General features: G+C 38.7%; 18 protein-coding genes. 11 read left to right on the top strand and 7 right to left on the bottom strand.

The window, feature by feature from the left end:
• Positions 1 to 54: 54 nt before the first annotated feature.
• The 7 genes from G7B18_RS16785 to G7B18_RS16755 all read left to right on the top strand — a co-directional run bounded on the left by G7B18_RS16785 (position 55) and on the right by G7B18_RS16755 (position 9,514).
• A complete protein-coding gene (locus tag G7B18_RS16785; protein ID WP_164123528.1) occupies positions 55 to 3,465 on the top strand; it encodes a response regulator in 3,411 nt (1,136 codons plus the stop codon).
• On the top strand, positions 3,453 to 4,289 hold the full coding sequence (locus G7B18_RS16780) for a CheR family methyltransferase (protein ID WP_164112841.1): 837 nt from the start codon (positions 3,453 to 3,455) through the stop codon (positions 4,287 to 4,289). Before G7B18_RS16785 ends, G7B18_RS16780 begins: the two co-directional genes overlap by 13 nt.
• An 82-nt stretch (positions 4,290 to 4,371) precedes the next feature.
• Positions 4,372 to 4,950, top strand: coding sequence for a chemotaxis protein CheB (locus tag G7B18_RS16775; RefSeq protein WP_164112842.1), 579 nt, complete (start codon positions 4,372 to 4,374; stop codon positions 4,948 to 4,950).
• The gene (locus G7B18_RS16770; RefSeq protein WP_164112843.1) at positions 4,947 to 6,569 is read left to right on the top strand and encodes a response regulator; all 1,623 of its coding nucleotides are present in this window, start codon (positions 4,947 to 4,949) and stop codon (positions 6,567 to 6,569) included. Before G7B18_RS16775 ends, G7B18_RS16770 begins: the two co-directional genes overlap by 4 nt.
• A gap of 186 nt (positions 6,570 to 6,755) precedes the next feature.
• Complete coding sequence (locus G7B18_RS16765) at positions 6,756 to 7,289, top strand: plastocyanin/azurin family copper-binding protein (protein WP_164112844.1); 534 nt, start codon at positions 6,756 to 6,758, stop codon at positions 7,287 to 7,289.
• A 341-nt stretch (positions 7,290 to 7,630) separates the two neighbouring features.
• Positions 7,631 to 9,037 carry a dihydrolipoyl dehydrogenase gene (gene lpdA, locus G7B18_RS16760; protein WP_164112845.1) on the top strand — a complete coding sequence of 469 codons (1,407 nt, stop codon included), beginning with the start codon at positions 7,631 to 7,633 and terminating at the stop codon, positions 9,035 to 9,037.
• Between the two features lie 66 nt (positions 9,038 to 9,103).
• Complete coding sequence (locus G7B18_RS16755; protein ID WP_164112846.1) at positions 9,104 to 9,514, top strand: acyl-CoA thioesterase; 411 nt, start codon at positions 9,104 to 9,106, stop codon at positions 9,512 to 9,514.
• A 26-nt stretch (positions 9,515 to 9,540) separates the two neighbouring features.
• Here the strand turns inward: G7B18_RS16755 and G7B18_RS16750 are convergent, their stop codons facing one another.
• Complete coding sequence (locus tag G7B18_RS16750) at positions 9,541 to 9,876, bottom strand: DUF3817 domain-containing protein (protein WP_164112847.1); 336 nt, start codon at positions 9,874 to 9,876, stop codon at positions 9,541 to 9,543.
• A 238-nt stretch (positions 9,877 to 10,114) separates the two neighbouring features.
• On the opposite strand from G7B18_RS16750, the gene lpdA (G7B18_RS16745) reads away from it, so the two are divergent.
• Positions 10,115 to 11,503, top strand: coding sequence for a dihydrolipoyl dehydrogenase (gene lpdA, locus G7B18_RS16745; RefSeq protein WP_164123526.1), 1,389 nt, complete (start codon positions 10,115 to 10,117; stop codon positions 11,501 to 11,503).
• Positions 11,504 to 11,546: 43 nt separating this feature from the next.
• Here lpdA (G7B18_RS16745) and G7B18_RS16740 read toward each other — a convergent pair whose 3' ends face one another.
• From G7B18_RS16740 to G7B18_RS16720, 5 genes are all read right to left on the bottom strand, one after another.
• A complete protein-coding gene (locus G7B18_RS16740; protein WP_164112849.1) occupies positions 11,547 to 12,554 on the bottom strand; it encodes a LacI family DNA-binding transcriptional regulator in 1,008 nt (335 codons plus the stop codon).
• Between the two features lie 139 nt (positions 12,555 to 12,693).
• Complete coding sequence (locus tag G7B18_RS16735; RefSeq protein ID WP_164112850.1) at positions 12,694 to 14,274, bottom strand: S41 family peptidase; 1,581 nt, start codon at positions 14,272 to 14,274, stop codon at positions 12,694 to 12,696.
• A 19-nt stretch (positions 14,275 to 14,293) separates the two neighbouring features.
• Complete coding sequence (locus G7B18_RS16730) at positions 14,294 to 14,854, bottom strand: HAD family hydrolase (RefSeq protein ID WP_164123512.1); 561 nt, start codon at positions 14,852 to 14,854, stop codon at positions 14,294 to 14,296.
• The gene (locus tag G7B18_RS16725; protein ID WP_164123511.1) at positions 14,851 to 15,321 is read right to left on the bottom strand and encodes a hypothetical protein; all 471 of its coding nucleotides are present in this window, start codon (positions 15,319 to 15,321) and stop codon (positions 14,851 to 14,853) included. Before G7B18_RS16725 ends, G7B18_RS16730 begins: the two co-directional genes overlap by 4 nt.
• Positions 15,322 to 15,406: 85 nt before the next feature.
• Positions 15,407 to 16,060 carry an ABC transporter ATP-binding protein gene (locus G7B18_RS16720; protein WP_205600281.1) on the bottom strand — a complete coding sequence of 218 codons (654 nt, stop codon included), beginning with the start codon at positions 16,058 to 16,060 and terminating at the stop codon, positions 15,407 to 15,409.
• A gap of 141 nt (positions 16,061 to 16,201) precedes the next feature.
• Between G7B18_RS16720 and sucC the strand changes: the two genes are divergently transcribed.
• Together sucC and G7B18_RS16710 are read left to right on the top strand one after the other, a co-directional pair.
• Entirely contained in the window at positions 16,202 to 17,398 is a 1,197-nt protein-coding gene (gene sucC, locus G7B18_RS16715; RefSeq protein WP_164112854.1) for an ADP-forming succinate--CoA ligase subunit beta, read from the top strand.
• 263 nt (positions 17,399 to 17,661) lie between these two features.
• A complete protein-coding gene (locus G7B18_RS16710; protein WP_164123509.1) occupies positions 17,662 to 18,807 on the top strand; it encodes a calcium:proton antiporter in 1,146 nt (381 codons plus the stop codon).
• Positions 18,808 to 18,809: 2 nt separating this feature from the next.
• On the opposite strand, the gene tsaD is transcribed toward G7B18_RS16710, so the two are convergent.
• On the bottom strand, positions 18,810 to 19,817 hold the full coding sequence (gene tsaD, locus G7B18_RS16705; protein ID WP_164112856.1) for a tRNA (adenosine(37)-N6)-threonylcarbamoyltransferase complex transferase subunit TsaD: 1,008 nt from the start codon (positions 19,815 to 19,817) through the stop codon (positions 18,810 to 18,812).
• Positions 19,818 to 19,961: 144 nt separating this feature from the next.
• On the opposite strand from tsaD, the gene G7B18_RS16700 reads away from it, so the two are divergent.
• Entirely contained in the window at positions 19,962 to 24,239 is a 4,278-nt protein-coding gene (locus tag G7B18_RS16700) for a translocation/assembly module TamB domain-containing protein (RefSeq protein WP_164123507.1), read from the top strand.
• Positions 24,240 to 24,252: the final 13 nt, after the last annotated feature.

The following is a 24,252-nucleotide window of genomic DNA, read 5'->3' as shown; positions in this document are numbered from 1 at the left end:
TATACGTCTATCCTAATCCTAATGGATCAAAAAAACAGTCTAGATACCATAAACATGAATAAACGAAACAAATTAAAAACCCAGGTTTTTATAAGCATTGGCATCGCTACCAGTATTATCCTGTTGTCAATCATACATTTATTTAGTCAGTTTTCTAACTTCATGTTTAGAAACGACGAAATAATAACAAACTCGCAAGAACAATTACAGTTAGCTACAAGTGTTAACAAAGAATTTTATAACTTAACTAGAGCAAGGATAGATTTCATAAAGGGAATCAACGGCGCTGAAGTCGAAATCTCTAAAAATATCGACAACTTAGAAGAGCAAGTCGCAAATGTAAAGATGCTAAGCTCTCAGAACAACGAAAACGCAAAACACCTCATTGACCGTATTGAGACCGTATTAAACACATTGTCATCACCTGATAAAGGACTAACCAAGGATGAGACGATCAATTATTGGCTCAAAGAGGAGAAAAAAAACTTGGAAGCGACCAACATATTTATAGAATCTGTTATTGCTAATCGAGCAATAGAGATGGTAAAAAACGAAAAAGACATCAACGATGTTGAAAACATTACGATAGGCCTGATTATCATCAGCTTACTAATGATTGCCTATTCCTTCTATAAAATATTCCAGATCCTCATGCAACTCCGCAAATCCAGCAACGAACTGAAGAGTGTAAACAAAGAGTTTGAGGAGGCTCGAATACAAATTGAAGAGACAAACTGGGTCCTGGAAAAAAGTGCTTATCTCGCAGACAGAATAAGTGGTATTGATGACAGCTATAAAATAAGCCAGATCGTCGTCAAATTACTCAACGAACACCTTTCAATACAGGCGATTGCAATATATATAAGAAAATTGGACTCTTACCAATTCGAAAGAACTGCAGCTTTAGGTCTAAAAAACACACTAAATCTTGAAAATTTTGCAAGTGGAGAAGGTTTCTTAGGCAAAATCGCAGAAGATAAAAGCTTTGTCATACAAAAAATAGAAGACACGAATCATTTAAATACAAATACGGCTACACTCCATCAATTACCAGCTACTGTATTCATTTCGCCATTGATACATGAGGACCATTGCCTCGGCATCATTGAAATAGCATCATTATGCCCCCCTGAAAAACAAAAAAAATATAAAGATTTCTTGACACGAATCAGTAAATTGATCGCTACCCGTATCAAATTTGGACAGAGCCATCTATTGGTCGAACAATTGCTGGAAGAAACGCAAAGACAGACAGAGGAGCTAGAGGCACAGCAGGAAGAACTACGAATCACCAACGAGGAATTAATACATAAAACACACCTTTTGGAATCCTCTGAAGAAGAGCTTCGTGTACAACAAGAAGAACTCACTCAAACCAATCTGGAACTCAATCAAAAAGCTGCCGAAGTCGAAAAAAGAAATACAGACTTAAACAACGCCCACAGAGTCGTGGAGCAAAAAATAGCAGAAGTGCAGCAAGCCAGCAAATATAAGTCTGAATTTATGGCCAATATGAGCCACGAACTACGGACTCCACTCAACAGCATTCTGATATTGGCAAAGCTATTGCAGGATAACAAATTAAAAAACTTAAACACAGAGCAGGTAAAATACGCCAGTGTAATACATGGGGCGGGCACAGACCTCCTTGAATTGATCAACGAACTTTTGGATCTAGCTAAGATAGAATCAGGAAAAATAGACTTAAACATTGAAAAAATATATTCCAAAGATTTTGCGAGCAACACCGAAGAACTCTTTAAAGCAGTAGCGAAAGATAAAGGTATAACATTTACAACAAAAATAGCCGACGATGTACCTAGACACTTTTTATGTGACGAGTATCGCTTACAACAGGTTATCAAAAATTTTCTTTCAAACGCATTTAAATTCACGCCCTTTAACGGTACGGTAGAGTTTAGCATAAAAATGCAAGCCAACAATCTATGCTTTGAGGTCAAGGACTCTGGGAAAGGTATTTCATCTGAAAAGCAAGAACTCATCTTCGAAGCCTTTAGACAAGAAGATGGCTCCACAAGCCGTAAATATGGTGGGACTGGACTAGGTCTATCCATTAGTCGTGAAATAGCATCCCTACTCGGAGGTAGGATTACGCTGGAAAGCCGGATCGGAACAGGAAGTACTTTCTCCCTGATCATCCCTTATACGCCGTCTGAAACTATATCTGAAACTATAGTTATACCAAAAACACAACTGCCCATAGAGAAAAAAGAAATACAAACTAGCTCGGTAATGCCAATTATCGAAAGTAAACCATTGGATATAGGAAAAGAAAGGTCAATTCTGATTATAGAGGATGACATCAATTTTGCTGATATCTTAAAGGGCTTCGCCGAAGAGTACGGATTTGTGGTCAGTCTTGCACATGATGGGGCCAAAGGAATAGAGGTAGCACAACAAACCGTTCCTGACGCCATCATCCTTGACGTTATGCTTCCTATAGCTGATGGCTGGGAAGTATTAAGACTTCTCAAAGAAAACCCTGTGACCAAACACATTCCTGTACACATGATGTCTGCAGCGACTTTCAATAAAAAAGATTTCTTAGAAAAAGGTGCTATAGGATTTATGCACAAGCCAGTGACAGCAGATACGATCCAGCATACTTTTGAAACCATCAATCTTAACCTAAGTCAGGCCGTCAAAAAAATCTTATTGATCGAGGATCAGGAGCTTCAGAGTGATTTTATCAAGGATTCATTTGCTGACCATAGCATCAACGTCATTCAGGCGTTTTCATTAGCTGCAGCATGGGACAAACTCTCTGAAGAAACGAATATTGACTGTATTATTCTTGACATGCAACTTCCGGATGGGAATGGTCTAAATCTGATTGAAAAAATAAAAAAAACACCCCGTTTAGTAAATATTCCAATCATCATCAATACAGCCTATGAGCTACCTAAAGAGCAATATGATCAGATCATCGCAGATGCAAGAGCAACGATTCTAAAATCAGACAAATCAAGCGACCGATTAATAGATGAAGTGAATCTTTTTCTAAACAAGATCAATGATTCCTCCTATCAACCCATCAAGAATATGGGGAATATCCAACAAACAACCAATTTAAAAGGAAAGCGGGTTCTTGTCGCCGATGACGACATGCGCAATGTATTTGCCTTAACTACGTCATTGCAAAGTTTTGAGATGGATATTGAGATTGCCAATAATGGCAAAGAGGCTGTACAGATCATGAGTAATCCAGACAATAATGTCGACATTATTCTGATGGATATTATGATGCCTGAAATGGACGGCTACGAAGCCATCAGAATAATACGTGAGGACCTAAAATATAAAAATGTACCAATTCTAGCCGTCACGGCCAAGGCAATGAAAGGCGATCGGGAGAAATCTATACAAATAGGAGCTAATGATTATGTCAGCAAGCCTATCGATATAGACAAGTTAACATCATTAATGCAGGTATGGTTAGGGTAGCAAATAAAAGTGAATTCATCAGTTTCGCTGATTTAGATGAAGTCATCTATTTACTGAAGAACATCTCTGACTTCGATCTTACAGGATATTCCAAGTCTTCATTAAAACGAAGGGTAGAGCGCTTTCTCATGGTTGAAAAAATAGATTTACTCGATCTAAAAAATGCGATACTAAATGTCGACGGATTTGAGAATTATTTCATACAGGAACTGGTCGTCAATGTAACGGAGATGTTCCGGGATCCCGATTTTTTCAAACAGTTAAAAATTAAGATATTCCCTTACTTAGAGACCTATCCGCAATTGAGGATATGGAGTGCAGGTTGTGCTACAGGCGAAGAAGCCTACTCTCTCACGATATTGCTGAAAGAAAATAATTTATTAGATAGATCCTTTATATACGGAACCGATGTCAGTCTTAAAGCGTTGGACTTTGCCCGAAAAGGAGTTTACCCGTTAAAGAAAATCAAGTCATATACAGAGAACTATAACAAATCAGGACTACCGTCAGAGTTTGCCTCTCACTACACAGCGATGTATGACGCAGCAATAATCAATAATGAATACCGAAATAAGGTGCTTTTTTCGACACATAACTTAGTGTCAGATAATGTCTTCAATGAGTTTCAACTGATCTTATGCCGTAATGTGATGATCTATTTTGATAAAGAACTACAGGAACGAACTTTAAATTTATTTTATCAATCATTAGCTCTTTTTGGTTTCTTGTGTTTGGGGACTAAAGAAAGTCTATATGGACATACCATAAAGAGTAAATTTAAAGTTATTGATAACGCCTTAAATATTTACCAAAAAATTAGATGAAATGATCATGATTTATTCGATCGAACAGAGGAATGAATAAATCATGATCGTTTCATCGCAAATGAAAAAGCAATTTAAATGGATGAAAAAAACTGCAGATAAAATAGTAATCATTGGAGGCTCAGCAGGTTCATTTACACTAATCACTGAAATACTGAAAAAATTACCGCAACAGATAGACTATGCTTTGTGTATTGTAATTCATCGCAGTAGTACATTTAACACCAAAATCGAAACTAGTCTTTCAAAAAAACTGAACAGACCTGTTGTATCTGTGACAGACAAAACGGAAATAAGAGACGGCTATATTTATTTTGCACCGGCAGGCTACCACCTACTTGTCGAGCCGGACCGAACATTTTCCCTGGACAGCTCAGAGCATGTTAACTTTTCAAAACCATCAATTGACGTTCTTCTTGAAACGAGCGCTCAAGTGTACCGAGAAAACTGTAAAGCTTTTTTATTCTCTGGAGCCAATATAGATGGTGCCCGCGGCCTAAGTACCGTGGAATATTTTGGAGGAAAGACATTTATACAGGATCCAGATGAAGCCTTAATTAATACAATGCCTCTTTCTGGAATCCAAGAAGCTACCGCTGCTACTGTACTTAAAAATCAAGAAATAATACGTTACTTTTGCTACAATCTCTTTTTAACATGAAAAATATCAACTTATTAATACTTGACGACAAAGAAGAGAACATCATAAGCCTGCAGGCTCTTTTATCCGATATTGAAAATATTAATATCATCTGCTCCACTGATCCGAATGAAGCACTCAAACTGTGCTGGAAAAACGATATATCTCTAGCTTTGGTAGATGTTCAAATGCCAGAAATAAACGGCTTTGAATTTGTTTCTTTACTCAAAGCCAATCCAAAGACAAGCCACATCATGGCAGTAATGGTTACAGCCATATCGAAAGAAGACAAATACCTGATCAAAGGTTTACAAAGTGGTGCTGTAGACTATCTTTACAAGCCCCTCAATCCCGAAATCACCATTGCTAAGGTAACCTCATTTATCAAACAGATACATATACAGGAAGAAATAATCCAAAAGAATATCGAACTTGAACATTCCAAAAAGGCACTGATACAAGCCAGTCAAGAAGCTGAACAAGCACGAAAATCTAAAGAAATATTTTTAGCGAATATGAGTCACGAGATCCGTACCCCTATCAACGGTATCAAAGGAATAGTGCATATGTTGAAAAATGCCAACCTGAGTTTTGAGCAGCTAGATTGGGTCAACCGACTGGAGATTGCCTCGAATTCGTTATTACTTATTATCAATGATATTTTAGATATTTCAAAGATCGATTCGGGTATGATGAAGATCGAAATGGAGGACTTCCATCTCACTAATCTACTTTTAGACCTCGGGCAGATGTTCAAAATCAAAGCATCGGACAAAAAGCTAGAGTTTGAGGTAAGACTCGATTCAGAATTACCAAAACATGTACATTTTGACTCCCTGCGACTCGAACAGATCATCAGTAATTTTGTATCCAACAGTTTAAAATTTACGGAGAGAGGAAAGATAACATTGTCAGTACAGACTCTAGATGTTACGGATAATATTCATAAAATAAAGTTTTCAGTCCGTGATACCGGGATCGGCATAAAGCCCGGCTCAGTGGATAAGATATTTCTTGCATTTGAACAAGGTGATCACGGAATCACCAAAAAATTTGGTGGTACTGGTCTAGGATTAGCTATTGTAAAACGCCTTTCTGAACTTTTAAATGGTGAAGTGCATGCCCAAAGCGTGTACGGTGACGGATCCGAATTCTCATTCATTGTAGACATCAGAGAAGTTAAAGACAAGGTACAAATCAAAAGGGAAATTAACCTCCCCTACTCTCAATTCCCTAAACTCGAAAGTTTTAACGTTTTGGTTGCCGAAGACAATGAATTAAACAGCTTTATGCTGGCACATATATTACAGAGTTGGGACTGCAATGTTACCGTCGTAAAGAATGGACGCTTGGCATTAGAAGCTTTGGAAAAAGACAACTTTGACTTGGTACTCATGGATACCCACATGCCAGTCATGAGCGGATTTGAAGCTATTAAAGAAATCAGGAGCAACGTCAACTCAACGCGAAGACAAACACCTATTATTACCATATCGGCATCCGTACTTGAGCATGAACAACAAGCAGCTTTTCAAGTAGGTGCTGATGAAGTTATCGGTAAACCTTTTGATCCTGCTGAGCTTTACAAAAAAATAACAAAAATATGCGAATCAGAGAAAGTCAACAAATTGACATTTTGAGATTCAATTGCCCTCTAAGATTTTTATTTTTAGTACCTTTAGACGTTTTATTTAACAATTGAATAATGGCGTAAACAGTATTCACACCTGTTTTTAATTTGTTTATCGTTAACAACAATCCCGGTGTAACTTAACGCTATCGTACAGTAGAGTCTTTATAAGAATCTTAAACTTAATTACATTTCAATGAAAAAATTATTTTTTATCCCAGCCTTAGCTGCCGTTGTAACTCTAGCTGCTTGCGGAGGAAACAACACGAAGACAGAAAGTTCAACACAAAACACAACAGAAGAATCAACTTCGGAATCTCCTGCTGAAACGGTTCCCGGTATCGAAAATGTAGCGATCTCAAACAACTGGACTGTAGAAGGTAACGATCAAATGAAATTTAACACGGAGCTGATCCGCGTAAAAGCAGGAGAACCTTTAGAGTTAACATTGAAAAATGTAGGTTCAATGCCAAAAGAATCAATGGGGCATAACTTGGTGATTCTTAATCCTGGTGTTGATTTACCTACTTTTGGCGGTGAAGCGTCTGCCGCAGCTGATAACGAGTACATTCCTAAATCTTCACTATCATCCATCGTAGCACATACCAAATTGCTTGGTCCAGGTGAACAAGATAAAATCACTGTAACTTTAGATAAGGGCGTATACACCTTTATCTGTAGTTTCCCGGGACACTACGGCGTAATGCAGGGAAAAATTGTTGCTGAATAATCGTAACGGATTTTTTTCGTTATACTAAAGGCACGACTCCGTGCCTTTTTTTCTGAAAGTGTCTGTATTCAATGGCCATCAAGAACTTTTTTCATGCTATTATTCTTTCGCATTGGCATTCAAGAGCTCTCCCGATAACATCGGGATCGGTTTATGCCTACTGGTGATCCAAAAGAATCATGATTTTTTTTCTATCGTTATGGTTTTTCAACATCAAAGCAAATCGCTAAAAAGCGATAAAACCAAATAAACAGAAACTTTAAGAGGGATTTTTGAATCAATATTTTGGAATTACTTAGAGATAAGTCTTAACTTAGCCTCAAAATTTAAAACTCGCAATCATGCAATACGACGTTATAGTTATAGGCAGTGGTCCAGGTGGTTATGTAGCCGCTATCCGTTGCGCCCAATTAGGCTTAAAAACAGCGGTAATCGAAAAATACAGCACTTTTGGAGGCACATGCCTTAATGTAGGCTGTATCCCTTCTAAAGCCCTATTGGACACATCAGAGCACTATCACAATGCTGCTCATGCCTTTGCTGATCACGGTATCAGTCTTAGCAGTCTTAAAATAGATGTTAAGAAAATGATCGATCGTAAGAACGATGTCATTGCCCAAAATACGGCAGGTATCACTTACTTATTTAAAAAGAACAAAGTAGACTCTTTCGAGGGAGTAGGTTCTTTCATCAATAAAAACACGATAAAAATCACTAAAAAAGACGGTACGACAGAAGAAATCACAGGTAAGAATGTAATCATCGCGACAGGTTCCAAACCTACAGCGTTACCATTCCTCCCTATTGACAAACAGCGTATCATTACTTCTACAGAAGCATTAAACCTTACTGAAGTACCTAAACACCTTATTGTTATTGGTGGTGGTGTAATCGGTCTGGAATTAGGATCAGTTTATGCACGCTTGGGTGCCAAAGTTTCTGTCATTGAGTATGCTAAATCTATCATCAGCACAATGGATGGTGGTTTAGGAAAAGAACTCCAACGTGTACTTAAAAAATCTTTAGGCATGGAGTTTTTCTTAGGACACAAAGTAACCGGAGCTTCCGCTAAAGGCAAGAAAGTGACCGTTACCGCTGAAGACAGTAAAGGTCAAGCTGTTTCTTTTGAAGGAGATTACTGTATTGTATCTGTAGGCCGTATCGCTTACACCAAAGATCTAGGCTTAGAAAATATTGGAATCACTCCAGAAGAGAGAGGCAACAAAATCACAGTCAATGAGCACTTGGAAACTTCGATCGAAGGAGTATATGCAATTGGTGATGTAGTAAAGGGTGCTATGTTGGCACACAAAGCGGAAGATGAAGGCATATATGTTGCAGAACGTATTGCAGGTCAAAAACCGCATATCGACTACAACTTGATCCCGGGGGTCGTATATACATGGCCAGAGGTAGCATCTGTAGGACAGACTGAAGAGCAACTGAAAGAGGCAGGTAAAAAATACAAATCAGGTTCCTTCTCATTCAAAGCTTCTGGCCGTGCTAAAGCTTCAGGAGATACCGATGGTTTTGTCAAAGTATTAGCTGATGCTGAAACAGATGAGGTCTTGGGTATACATATGATCGGCCCACGGGCAGCAGATATGATTGCTGAGGCAGTAGTAGCCATGGAATACAGGGCTTCCGCAGAAGACATCGGCAGAATATGTCATGCACACCCGACATATACCGAAGCACTGAAAGAAGCAGCATTGGCCGCAACAGCAAATCGAGCTATTCACGCTTAGTATAAAAAAAGGCAAGATGTTCAGTCTTGCCTTTTTAGTTTTTACCTTTAACCTTTTAATTGTTCTATGAATTTTCACACACGTAAATGGATAAAACCTGAAGACCTAAATCCAAATGGATCGCTATTCGGTGGCACGCTACTACGATGGATTGATGAAGAGGCGGTAATCTACGCTATTGTACAATTGGGAAATCCGCACGTAGTCACCAAATATATTTCTGAAATAAATTTTGTCAGTTCAGCCAAACAGGGCGATATTATAGAATTGGGTATCACCGCAACAGAATTCGGACGTACTTCGATTACAATGCGCTGCGAGGTTAGAAATAAGATAACCCGGAAAACAATACTTTCTATTGACAAACTGGTATTTGTCAATCTAGATGAAGACGGTACCCCGACTCCGCATGGCAAGACCGAGATAACCTATGCGTATATGAGTGTCGATAAATTCACCAAGGACGAGACTCCGTAACGTCCTTGGCGAATTCGTATGAATTATTAAGCCGCTTTAACTGTCTTTTTGAAGGATACAAGATCCTTCTTTACGTCACGCTCCACCCAGAAAGAAACAACAGGAATCAACGATAATACAAAGTATTTAATAACTCTGGTGAACTTCCAGCTATAACTTTGCCAACACGCAACCAAAAGAATAACGAACAATACGACCAAAAAACCATGGATGGAACCAGCTATGCGTACAGCACCATTCCTGATGTCATCTGGCACATCCATAAGATGTGGCAAAACATACTTAATCGGCATCGCGATAAAGAATAAAATAATGGTGGAAATAGCCTCCCAAAGAGCAACTTGCTGAAAAATACGTAACATCGTGATAAATTATTTCAGGCAAAAATAAACCAAACTTTGACCTCTCAAAAATCATTTCATAGAATTGACTGCCCTTTGACAATCTATTTCATTGGATGTCATGTTTTTATTAATATATCCGATACAAATACCGATTGACGCAATTAATGCCTGTCACTTGTCTATTTAAAAACAGATACTTTCAATAAAAAGATGTATTTTTGGGAGCAAATATGTTTAATATAAATACTAAAAATATATGAACTACGACATCATCGTGATTGGAAGTGGCCCAGGCGGTTACGTAGCAGCTATACGTGCAGCTCAACTAGGCTTTAAAACTGCCGTTGTAGAGCGTGAAGCTTTGGGTGGGATCTGCTTGAACTGGGGATGTATACCAACTAAAGCCTTATTAAAGAGTGCACAAGTTTTCGAATATTTAAACCATGCTGAAGAGTACGGAATTAAAGTACAAGGAGGTGAGGCTGATTTTGGCGCTATTGTAAAAAGAAGTCGCGGTGTAGCTGAAGGCATGAGTAAGGGCATCCAATTCTTAATGAAAAAGAATAAGATCGATGTTATATTAGGCGCTGCTAAAATCAAAAAAGGCGGTAAAATAGATGTAAAAGCAGCGGATGGAAGTACAAAAGAATATACTGCGAAACATACTATTCTAGCTACCGGTGCTCGTTCTAGAGAATTGCCAAACCTTCCACAAGATGGTAAAAAAATAATTGGTTACCGCCAAGCTATGAATCTACCTACTCAACCAAAATCTTTGGTAGTTGTTGGTTCAGGAGCTATCGGTGTAGAGTTTGCTTATTTTTATAACGCTATCGGCACGAAGGTAACTATCGTTGAGTTCATGGACAGAATTGTTCCAGTGGAAGATGAGGAGGTTTCTAAACAATTAGAAAAATCTCTAAAGAAAGCTGGTATTGAAATTCTAACAAAATCAGAGGTTCAATCTGTAGATACAAGTGGTGCTCTTTCTAAAGTTAGTATCAAAACAGCAAAGGGTACTGAAGTGATCGAAGCAGAAGTTGTTCTTTCGGCTGTAGGTATTATGCCAAATATCGAGAACTTAGGTCTTGAAGAGGTAGGCGTAAAAGTAGATAAAGGTCGTGTAGTTGTCGACGATTATTACAAAACAAACATAGATGGCGTATATGCTATAGGTGATATTGTAAAAGGTCAAGCTTTGGCACACGTAGCATCAGCAGAAGGTATAACCTGTGTTGAGAAAATCAAAGGACTACATGTTGAACCTATCGACTATAACAATATCCCTGGATGTACTTACTGCTCACCGGAGATTGCTTCAGTGGGGTATACTGAAAAGGCTGCCCGTGAAGCAGGTTATGAGGTTAAAGTTGGAAAATTCCCATTTTCAGCATCAGGTAAGGCTTCTGCCGCAGGCGCAAAAGATGGTTTTGTAAAACTAGTTTTTGATGCAAAATATGGCGAGTTTTTGGGCGCTCACATGATTGGAGCAAATGTAACAGAGATGATCGCAGAAGTTGTTGTAGCCCGTAAATTAGAGACTACAGGTCATGAAATGATTAAATCAGTACATCCACACCCGACGATGAGTGAAGCTATTATGGAAGCTGCTGCAGATGCATACGGCGAAGTAATCCACTTATAAAAGGATATAGAAAATAAAAAAAGCGGATTAAATCCGCTTTTTTTTATTTCAGCACTAATTTAGAAGAAAAGATTATCTCCTGAGGTTCAACCTTTTCTTTGCTTTCTAAAATTTCGAAAAGTATCTCAGCCGCCTTTTTCCCTTGCTCATCGGGATACTGCTCTATACTAGCCAAAGGAGGGTTTTCCATATATTTCCACAGCGGATAATTCGCAAAACTAATAAAATGCATGTCCTGACCTACGATAATCCCCTTACTTCTAGCGTACTTGATGACATCCAACGTCACAAAATCATTAAAAGAAACGATAGCAGAAGGCCGCTCAGGCAATACACACAGTTGCTCCATAGCAGCATGATTCCCATGTTCGGTTAGGTCTGTGTGCACCACATACTTATCATTAAAATCGTAATCATGCTTTACTAACGCTTCCCTGAAAGAAGCTGTGCGTTCCGTCGCCGAAAGCAATGTTTCGGGGCCATTGATCAATGCAATATTCTTATGTCCGCGACTAATAAATGCCTCAATAGCTTCATCCATCCCCGTAGCCAGATTACAGTAAACTTTATGGACAGAGGTAGACTCTGGCACACAGTCAAAAAATACTACCGGTATATCCGAACTCTCTAAAACCTCTACAAAGCTCAAATCCGTTGTATTCTTCCCGAGGGACATCAATATACCATCAACACGGTGCTTTTTAAAAGTAGCGACAATTTTAGCCTCACGATCGGCATCATCCAATGACTGCCCTAACAACACCGTGTACTTTCTATCTTCCGCAATCGCTTCTATAGCACTGATGGCGGAAGAAAAAAAAGGCTCAGATAATGCCGGTAAAATAACACCTATCGTAAAAGTTTTGCGCTGTTTAAAAAAGATAGCTGTCTGGTTAGGTTCATAGTTCAACTCCTCTGCCATCTTTTTCACCCGCATTGTGGTGACCAGACCTATGCTTGGATGATCATTCAAAGCTCTCGATACTGTCGATGGTGAAATTTTTAATTTCCTCGCTATTTCCTTAATCGTTGCCGGTTTGTTCGATTTCATAATGACACTGTTTTATTTACCCCCTCTAATCCAAACCTACACAAATTCGTGTTTACACGCAATATAATTGTACTGTAATATAAAACGAATTTTGTAGCTCTCCTCATCTATTTAGATTTTTTAGAGAGGAGCTATAACCTTATTCTTTAAAACGTGATGTCCCGTTATTAAACTTGAACATACGTCCCCTCGTATTACTTCTTTGTTGTATCCGCTCGTCCATAACTCGGTTTTTCCGGACAAAACCACTTGATCGCAGAGATGGAGCCGTAAAGCTGCCCGTATTAATATGCGTAATCGCAGCACGTAACATAGACTCTCCCTCCTGGCCAAAATCCAGAAAATTACTAAACTCCCACACATGTGCACTCGGCTTCATACCGTTAAAATAATCGCCCTCACCAAGTTTATTATAAGTCTTGAACGATGCCGGGTAAAGACTAACATCATTGCCGGGGTTATTCGCATCCTCCACAATGGGCCATTCCCAAAAACCAACAGGCTTACCATAGGTATATTCGTCAATTATTCTATCGTTGGCATCTACTGCCTTCGTCCCTATCATAAACGCAGGGATATGAGGTTTCATCACATTAATCAAAAGCTCACTGGCGGATGCAGTTGAACTCGACACTAAGAAATATATACGCTTTAATTCTATCCCTCCTCTTTTATTAAAAAAGACTGGACCAAACTCACCTCCAGGACGTGTCCACCCCTCTTTCTGAAAATAACTATTCATCGTAGAGGTATACATCAGCTCTTTGTTTTTGGAAGCCGGCACAAACCAATCGGCCAAGTACTCGGCCGTGATTACAGCACCTCCTCCATTATATCGCAAATCAACAACAAACTCATCGATGCCTTGCAAACTCTTCAGAGCCTCTTCAAATCTATCATACATTGAAGTTTTTATCCAATTTCCATTCTCCGACTTTTCTATCGCTAGAAAAGAGTTAAAAGCAAGATATCCAATCCTCTTACCGTTGTTCAAAATAACACGGTAATCTAAGATTGGATTTTTTTCAAATGGCTTTTGGGTAATAGTCTGCGTTAAGATCGTTCCTGAGGGCTGCTGGAATACGACAGTCAAAGTGTATGCATTTAGATAACCGTTTAAGCTTCTAAAACTTTGTGCCTTCTGCGCATCATAGTCTATCTTGGTATCGCCATTGATACTAATAATCCTATCACCACGTCTCATTCCGACCTCCCATGCCGACGAATTTTTCTCAACCATACGGACATACAAATCCGCGTTATTTCCAGTGCTCTCTGTTTGTAGATAAAACACCTGCATTCCAAAACTTGTAGATATCGCGTCTTGAACTTCGCCACTTACCACCCCCGCTCGATCCAAATAACTGTACCTGTCTATAGGCTGTCCCGTTTCGGTATTTTTGGGAGTTAGGCTCACTAACCAATCCAGCACATGTTCTCCTCGCTCGAAATACTGCGTATATTTTGTACGGATTAAATCGGGTTTGTTCAAGTCATTCAAATTCTTTGGTGGCATATTGTCCTGCCACAATGAAAATAGTTTAGTATAATAAAAGACACTGTCTTTGATCATATTCTCCTTGACATCAGAATTATAAACCGTTGTCTTCTGCGGGGGTTCAATCTCCGTATCCTCCTTTAGGTTTGGAGGTGTCTTCTTACATCCGACCGTTATAATTACCCAGGCAAGAAGTATGATATAGGATGCTTTATTTTTCATACACACAATCGTTCTATAACTAATCTACAATCGTATTAACAATAACAATCTGATCTTTCGGCAAATCATATTCTGATGCAATATAATCAATTGGCACGAAAGATTTAAACTCAAGCTCGTCCACAAAAAATACTTTTAACGTATGCTTGATCGAATCTGCCTTGCCCCAATCTAAAAATTTCAATTTGTTTAATTGCTCAACAGGATTACCCTTTGTCAATACAGCAACCTGCCTTTTATCTTCGACCAGTCGCACTAAAAGATCGGCTCGTGCTTCCGGTAATATTAACTTAAGAGGCAGCTGTGCGTTAGCCTGCAAACGCTGCAAATTGACTTCATACTTATCATCAACCCCAAACATGACCTTTATTGCTGGAAATACAGCTTCCTCACCGTGATGATCGTATACTTTCTTCATAAACTCGGCCATATCACTGGCCTTCGCAGTCCCTTCGGTAAATTCATAAAAACTACCGAAAAGATAATAAACCTGTAACAAGTATTCTCGCCTGCAAAAAAGCACATCGTCCAACTCGAACAAATAAAGTGCTTTGTCAAAAGATATTTCGCTTAACTTCATTTGGCAACTGCTAATATAAATGCATCTCCTGAATCGGAAAGCATGCCCAAACCATCGAAAGCAACCGATTCTGATGTCACCCCGAAAACATCATACCCGCCGACAAAAAGACTTAACTTTAACTCCTTTGCTGGATTGTCCAAAACCGAAAGCATTTCTAAATCTGCGATCCCAGGGCATAATACCTGAATCCCATACTCCTCAAAAAGGATTAAAGAGCCGCTCAACGTAACAATTTCATCTATAGCTAAAGGAAGAACGTAATCGCATTTCAAATCCAATGCAATTTTAAGAACTTCATGAGCATAGGTAGGATTTGCACCTTTCGGAATCTTGTGATAACGCCCCTGCAAGACTGTAGGCACTTCGTCTGACGTTGCTGATATAACCTCAAAATGAGGGGACAACAACTGCGCGACACGCATTGAAAATGAACGTGTGGCACAGGTAAGTAAAATCTTCTTCATGTATGATATGTTTGACTATTGAAAGCCTGCTTACTGATTGGCCTGTTTAGGCGTTTCGAAGACAGTGGCATTTCAAATCTATTCGCTACGCATATACGAGTCCATCACGCATATGGATCGTACGATCTGATATTCCCGCCAACTCTTCATTGTGCGTAACAATAATGAATGTCTGATTCATTGTATCCCGCAGATTAAAAAAAAGCTGATGCAAAGAAGCCGCATTTTCAGAATCCAAATTGCCAGAAGGTTCATCGGCTAATACTAACGAAGGATTATTAATTAAAGCCCGGGCGACAGAGACACGTTGTTGTTCACCTCCAGAAAGCTCGTTCGGCTTGTGCTGCGCCCGATCTGCAACACCAAGAATATCCAATAGTTCCATCGCTCTACGTTCTGCCTTTTGTGTAGGAGTACCATTAATAAAAGCAGGGATACAAATATTTTCCAGGGCTGTAAACTCGGGTAGCAAATGGTGAAACTGAAACACAAATCCAATATGTTTATTTCTAAATGCACTCATTTCATTCGAGGACAACGTATGTATGGCGGTATCATTGATAAAAAGTTCGCCTCTATCTGCTTTGTCTAATGTGCCAATAATATGCAAAAAAGTGCTCTTCCCTGCTCCCGAAGCACCAACAATGGAAACTATTTCTCCACGTTGAACTTCAAAATCTACCCCTTTTAGTATGGGTAGTGAACCATAAGACTTATGAATATTTGTGGCTTTAAGAATCATAATGCGAATTTACTAAAAAGAATCAAAAACCAAGCCCTATAACGACCTACAGACACCTCCCTTATAGAACAAGCTTTTAATTTTTAGCCTTGTTCCATAAGAATAAAAACCCTATTTTTACGTCAAATTTTTTTATCAATGAACATTCACGAATATCAAGGAAAAGAAATACTTAAGAGTTTTGGTGTAAGAGTCCAAGAAGGAATCGTTGCCGAAACGCCTGAGCAAGCAGTTGAAGCTGCTAAGAGAATGAAAGAAGAATTCAACTCGGATTGGGTTGTGATTAAAGCACAAATTCATGCAGGAGGCCGTGGTAAAGGTGGTGGCGTAAAGTTAGCCAAAAACCATGATGAAGTATTGCAACGTGCTACAGATATCATCGGCATGCAACTTGTTACTCCACAAACAGGTCCTGAAGGTAAAAAAGTTAATAAAGTGCTAGTCGCACAGGATGTTTACTACCCAGGCGATAGTGCAACCAAAGAGTTCTATATGTCTGTTTTGTTAGATCGCGGAACTGGTCGTAACATTATCATGTACTCGACAGAAGGCGGTATGGACATCGAAGAAGTCGCTGAAAAAACTCCTCATTTAATCTTCAAAGAAGAAATCGATCCTAAAGTTGGCCTTCAAGGTTTCCAAGCTCGTAAAATTGCTTTCAACCTAGGTTTATCAGGAGCTGCCCACAAAGACATGGTTAAATTCGTAGCTGCTTTATACAAAGCTTACGACTCTATCGATGCTTCTATGTTTGAGATCAATCCAGTGTTAAAAACATCTGATGATAAAATCTTAGCTGTTGATGCTAAAGTAAATTTAGACGAAAACGCATTATACCGTCATGCTGATATCGCTGCAATGCGTGATATCACAGAAGAAGACCCAACAGAAGTTGAAGCGGGTGAATCCAACTTAAACTATGTTAAATTGGATGGTAACGTAGGTTGTATGGTAAATGGTGCTGGACTCGCGATGGCAACAATGGACATCATTAAACTAGCTGGTGGTGAACCTGCAAACTTCCTAGATGTAGGTGGTACTGCTAATGCAGAAACTGTAAAAGCAGGATTCAACATCATCCTTAAAGATCCAAATGTAAAAGCAATCTTAATCAACATCTTCGGTGGTATCGTACGTTGTGACCGTGTCGCTCAAGGTGTTATTGATGCATACAACGAAATTGGCAACATCCCTGTTCCGATTATCGTTCGTCTTCAAGGAACTAATGCAGCAGAAGCTAAAAAATTAATTGATGAGTCTGGCTTACAAGTTTACTCAGCAATATTATTGAAAGAAGCTGCAGAACTTGTTACAAAAGTATTAGGCGAAAAATAATCTTTCAACAATAAGATAGGAAAAGGGGTAAAATAAATTTTACCCCTTTTCCTTTTTCTATACTTTTTTTGTTTTTTATATCGTCCCCCCCGGAATACACGAAGGCAAAGAAAATCCAAGAACCGAATAACAATCTTACATTCCCTTACAAAATTCTAAAAACTCGGAATCCACAGAACAGATTTTTAACATATGTAAAAATTTATTACTACTATAAAACCGATTTTTGCAAGTGACAAAAACATTTAATATTTAAAGTCATTATGAACACTATTTTCTCAAAGAAGACAATATTCAGACTAGTTATCATCTGGTTAGTTGTTCTTGTATTTAGTATTTATGGGCACGACTTCAGCCAAGAGCTGAACCCTCTTAATGGATCTATCTTATTCGTAATACTATTAAGTACCATCATATTTTCATCTTTTGGTGTGGTAAAAGAGGCCGATAAATTGGCACACAAACTAGGCGAACCTTATGGTACACTAATCCTTACCTTATCGATTGTCGCAATTGAAGTAATACTTATTTCGGCTGTGCTGTTAGGCCCCGGTGAATCGGCTCAAATAGCAAAAGACTCTATTTTCTCCGTGATGATGATTATCATGAATCTAGTGGTAGGGATATGTTTATTATTTGGAGGGTTGAAATACGGCGAACAGGAATATAATGCGCAAGGCACAATGACTTATCTCTCGATGATTATCATGCTCTCAGGAATATCGATGTTATTACCAAACTTTATCCAAGGAGCAGGAAACGGAATATTTACGAATATACAAGCTATCGGAATTTCTTTGTTGATAGCCATTCTATACGCCTTCTTTCTTGCTTATCAAATGAAGGGATATAGACATCTATATCTACAACCTGAATCCGGTCACATGGAAATCGTCTATGCACAACGTAATAACAATCGAGAATTGACCGAAGAAAACGGAGAATCTATTGATAAAAAAGAAATTATTCTTCGTAGTGTCTTACTTATAGCAATGATCCTTCCTATTGTACTCTTGTCTCACCACATGGCCAGTATTGTCGATTACGGAACAAAGACCACACAGCTTCCTCCTCTTTTAGGCGGAGTGTTGATTGCTATTATCGTATTCACACCGGAATCGATGACTGCTGTAAAAGCTGCATTAAATAATGAGTTTCAGCGAGCAATTAACCTTTGTCATGGAGCCTTTGTATCTACCGTAGGACTTACAGTACCGGCTGTACTGACTATCGGATTATTGACTGGTAAGACGGTCGCTTTAGGTCTTACATCAACAGAAACAATATTATTTATTATAACACTTTTGCTCAGCTTGATGAGCTTCTTAGGTAAGCGCACGTCTCCCATATTAGGCATCATGCATATTATCCTATTTTTCTTATTTATCCTTCTCGTATTTAACCCTTAAGTTTAATACCCGACAGACATACGTGCTAAAGGAGCGATATCCTGCCCGACGAAGTCTTTCTTCAGATATTTATGATAACCGGCGATGGCAATCATCGCCGCGTTGTCTGTGCAGTATTCAAATTTGGGAATAAACACATTCCACTTATACCTTTCGCCCATGGCCAGTAAATCTTTCCGTAGACCGGAATTAGCAGATACTCCACCTGCAATAGCAATATCTTTTACGCCCGTTTGTTTAGCTGCCTTTTTTACTTTGTTCAATAGAATAGACACTATACGTTGTTGTACAGAAGCACACACATCATCCCTATAGTCCTCTAAAAAAGATGGATTTTCACTCACTTTGCGTTGCACCAAATATAAAATGGCTGTCTTGAGACCAGAAAAACTAAAATCCAAACCGGGTATCTGTGGCTCAGGAAGAGTAAAAGCCTTGGGGTCGCCCAATTGTGCATACTTATCAATCAAGGGCCCTCCCGGATATGGAAGATTCAAAATTTTCGCAGTTTTATCAAATGCCTCCCCTGCTGCGTCATCTAATGTCTGTCCAATCAACTCCATGTCAAAGTAATCCTTCACTAATACGATTTGCGTATGGCCTCCAGACACGGTAAGACATAAAAAGGGAAAAGATGGCTGGGGATTGTCAATAAAATGTGCTAGAATATGGGCTTGCATATGATTAATCTCAATCAACGGAATCTGACGCGCTAGTGCAAAAGATTTCGCAAAGGAAGTTCCAACCAAAAGAGAGCCCAATAAACCAGGTCCGCGCGTAAAAGCTACTGCATCTACATCATTTTTTGTAATTTCGGCCTGTATTATCGCTTGGTCAACAGTCGGTATAATATTTTGCTGATGTGCCCTCGATGCTAATTCCGGGACGACACCACCATATTTCGCGTGAATTGCTTGACTCGCAATAATATTTGACTTAATTTCACCGTCTATACAGATGGATGCTGAAGTTTCGTCACAAGAGGATTCTATTCCGAGGATAATAGCCATTTTGAGGAAGTAATTTTAAAACACAAAAGTATCAAAAAAATACTAAAAATAACGCTAATTACTACTGTCAGTATCCTGCTGCTTGTTGTTGCGGCTATTTTTGTCCTACAATTTCAAAGCGTCCAGACTTATCTCTCTCAAAAGGTGGCGCGTTATCTATCCAAGGAACTCGATAGCGATATTCAGATCGACTACGTATACTTCAAACCTTTTTCCGCCGTCACTCTCCAAGGATTCGCCATCAAGGATCGAAAAGGAATTCCATTAATGAGCATCAAAGAACTTTCAGCGGATTTGGTATTATCTCAACTATTAAATAATAAAATAATTGTTGAAGAGCTCTATCTCGACGAGGGATATATTAATATTGAACTCTACAAAGACAGTTCAAATTTTTCTAGTCTAGCAAAATACTTCGTTCCAAAAAAAGACAACAAGAAAAAAAAGAAGCAACAATTTGGCTTTAGATTAGACAAGGTCGAACTTGTAGATAATCGCTTTAAACTACGTAACCACAACTTCAAAAAAAATAATCGAGGCGTCAATTTCGCTGATTTAGATGTCAAGAATTTCTCTGCTGTTTTCGATAAAATCAGATTAGACTCCATCATTTCAGCAGAAATAACGGGCTTTACACTACTTGAAAAATCAGGACTATCCATTCAGAAACTTAACACCTATGCTTCTTATAGTGACAAGCTTATGGAGTTTAAGAAACTATATCTAAAGACAAACCGATCGGTGTTACAGGATTATGTTTGTTTTGAATATGACAAGATAAATGACTTTTCCGAGTTTCTTACCAAAGTAAATATCAAGAGCACTCTCAAAAACTCATCCGTAGACTCTCGTGATATTGAATTCTTCGCGCCGACTATGCGTCATGTCATCTTTAAAACAGAAGTACACCGTGCTACTCTTAGAGGCACTGTCTCAAATATCAAGGCACGAAATATTCATCTATCGACAGGACAAAATACAGAGTTAAAAGGAGATTTATCCATAAAAGGCCTCCCTTACATAGATAAGACTCTATTTATTGCTGACCTAAAAAAGCTTCATACAACACCTCAGGATGTAGAAAAAATAGTACCTCAACTCGCGAACAAAAAGAATTTTAGTCTCCCAGATCAACTTCATCGTCTTAAAGAAGTAACATTTGAAGGAGCTTTCAATGGCCTCTATAATGATTTCCTAGTAGATGGGACATTTAATACAGCGATAGGCCGCTTAAAGACAAAAAGCCACATCGATATAACAAGGGCTCTGAAGTACAAAGGTGAATTGTCATCTCCTCGTTTCGACATCGGTACTTTCGTTTCTTCCTCAAGTATTGGGAACTCATCTCTAGAAGTAAGTTTTGAGGGAAAGGGCTTGACATTAGAAGAATTGGCCCTTCAATTTTCAGGAAAGATGAAAAACAGCGAGTTATTGAACTACACCTACGAACAGGTCTTAGTCAGTGGTAGCCTGACCAATAAAAAACTAGAGATACAGGGTGATATCAATGATGAAAACCTTAAGGTAGATTATAGATCAACTCTGGACTGGCAACAAAGTTCTCCTAGCTATCTGTTGGATGCCAAAGTACATCACGCAGCGTTGAATAAACTAAAATTACTAAACAAAGACAGTGTCACCATCCACGAAGCAAACATTAACACCAACTTAATTGGTAATTCTTTAAATACTATTGTAGGACATTTCAATGCTGATTCTATCGAGCTCTCAACGACAAAAGGAGATTTCAGGATTAAATCCTTAGCATTTACGGCTGAAGGTAATGAAACAAACAGATCGCTGACACTAGCATCAGATGTTTTAGATGCTAAAATGGAAGGCATTATTGACCTTAATACAATTGTACCCTATTTTAAATCATTGGCTATGCGTTATGCGCCAGCCATAGGAATTGAAACACAGCCTTACGATGTCCAGGATTTCAACTTAGAAATAAATGTCAAATCTTTCAAGCCTATCGCACCTTTATTAGACCCGTCATTGAATATCGCTGATGGTGCGCACCTGAATGCTATATTTTCGTCTGAAAATTACACGGCTAGCTTTGTAGCTTACAGTCCGACATTGATTTACAAGGGAGTCAAATTAACGAACCTATCTATCCAAGAAAAAGCAGATGATCGTGCATTTTCCCTCGATGTGCTAGCGGATCGGATGAGTATTGGGGATAGCACTTATATCAACAGCATCGCTATCCGTAATATATTGGCCAATGATAGCCTCTTATTCAATGTACGCATGTCTGAAAAGAGTGCTGTCAATCACCTTGATCTTCATGGCAACATACACTTTGAACACAATGCACCTGCTTATATAAAATTTAAACCTTCTTCTATTACAATCAATAAAGAAGCTTGGCATCTCAATAATGATGCAGCGATGCGTGTCTCAAAAGGAAAATTCTACATCTCAAATCTGATATTAAGCCAAGCAGAACAACGCGTAAAACTCGATGGTATCGTATCCAATGAAAATGACAAAATCAATATTCTATTTGACCGCTTTAGTCTAACGTCACTCAACGGGATAACCAAACCATTAGGCATTGAATTAAAGGGCTTCTTGAGTGGTAATGTTGAATTGACTTCACTCTTCAAAAAACCCTTTGCTTCGGGTAGAATTCAGACTACCCCCATTATCTATAATGGGGTATCCATCGGACAACTGAAACTAAAAGGTGATTTTGATCCGGACATAGGCACAGCAAATATAGATCTCTCCCTTCTTGATGAACAAGAAAGGGGTATTAACCTTAATGGTAATTATAATTTTTTCGATGAAAATGAACCGTTAAATTTATCAGGGAAGCTCAAAGAAACGGACTTGACGTTATTTCAACCCTTTTTAAAAAATCTGGTTTCCAATTTACAGGGAAAGGGAAATGCAGACGTCAATATAAAAGGGACCTTCAAAAATCCTAAAATAACCGGGTTGGGACGATTTACAAACACATCCTTTACCGTGAACTACCTGAAAACGGATTACTATGTGGACAATCAGATGGCTATGGTCGAAAACAATGCTATAATGCTCCAAAACCTTCAAATCCGGGACAGCAAAAATCAAACTGCAACAGCAAATGGCATTGTCAATCTTTCTAAACTCGCAACACCTTACATCGATGTTGACGTTAATGGAAACAATTTCATGGTGTTAAACACCAATTATAAGGACAATAATCTGTACTACGGTACAGCACATGCTACAGGAGTATTCCGTTTCAAAGGATATACTTCTGCCATTGATATTGACATAAAAGCAAAATCGGAGAAAGGAACTACGCTCACTATTCCATTCAATAGTGCAATGACTGTCTCGGAAGAAAGCGATTTTATTTATTTCATTAGCAAGGACTCTACGGAAAATGAAAAGCAACGTAAAAAATCCCTATTCAAAGGAATTACAATGAATATGGACCTGAGTCTAACAGCTGATGCGGAAATCAATCTACAAACAAATCTAGGTTCACTGAAAGGAAACGGATTGGGAGAGATAGGAATGAAAATAACATCCCTTGGGGATTTCGAGATGTTTGGTGATTACACTGTAAATACTGGAAAGTTTCATTTCACGGCTCAGGATTTTATAAACAAGTACTTTGACATCCGCGAGGGCGGAACTATTCGATGGACAGGCAAACCAAATGAAGCAACGATCAACCTTACAGCTATCTACCAACAAAGAACTGCTGTGGGTCCGCTATATAATGCAGCAGGACGAACTGGTGATGACGAGCGGGTACTAGCACAGGCCGATATGCTGATAAAGGGTACGTTGGAGCAACCCGATATCACGTTTGACCTTAACTTCCCACAAAATCCATACATCAAGGATCAACTTCAAAGTTATTTAAGCGACATCAACAATGTCAACCAACAAGCCTTAAGTCTCATCGTACGACGAAGCTTCACGCCAAATTCTACGAGTGAAATTGGAAGAGAAGTAAATAGTACACTGTTATCTGCAGGAACGGAGATTGCATTTAACCAGCTTAACAATATCATTTCTCAGTCACTCAATGTCAATTTTTTTGACCTCAACATACGTTCCTTCAATGACGCTTCTGCATCCGTCAGACTTCTGAATGATCGGCTGATATTGACAGGCGGGATCACAGACCGGACCAATTATCAAGCAAATGACCTTACCTTTTTTAGAGAGGGGATTACAACCGATGCTGAATTGACCTACCGATTGCGAAAAGATGGAAATCTTATTCTAAGAGCTTACAATAGACCATATACCCGCAATTTTTTGATACGCATGAATGACGGGGAGTACATCAGTGCCTTTGGTGTTGTATATAGGCAAGAATTTGACTCTTTCAGTGAATTCTGGAGAAAAATGTGGAATTGGGGATATCGAAAAGAACAAAAACCAAAAGAAGCTTTAAAAAAATAAAGGCTCTCCAATT

Origin of the sequence: Sphingobacterium sp. xlx-130 (assembly GCF_011007405.1) — a bacterium.
GTDB classification, from domain to species: domain Bacteria; phylum Bacteroidota; class Bacteroidia; order Sphingobacteriales; family Sphingobacteriaceae; genus Sphingobacterium; species Sphingobacterium luzhongxinii.
The sequence above is the reverse complement of the archived record's forward strand: the minus strand, read 5'-3'. Positions and strand labels throughout refer to the sequence as shown.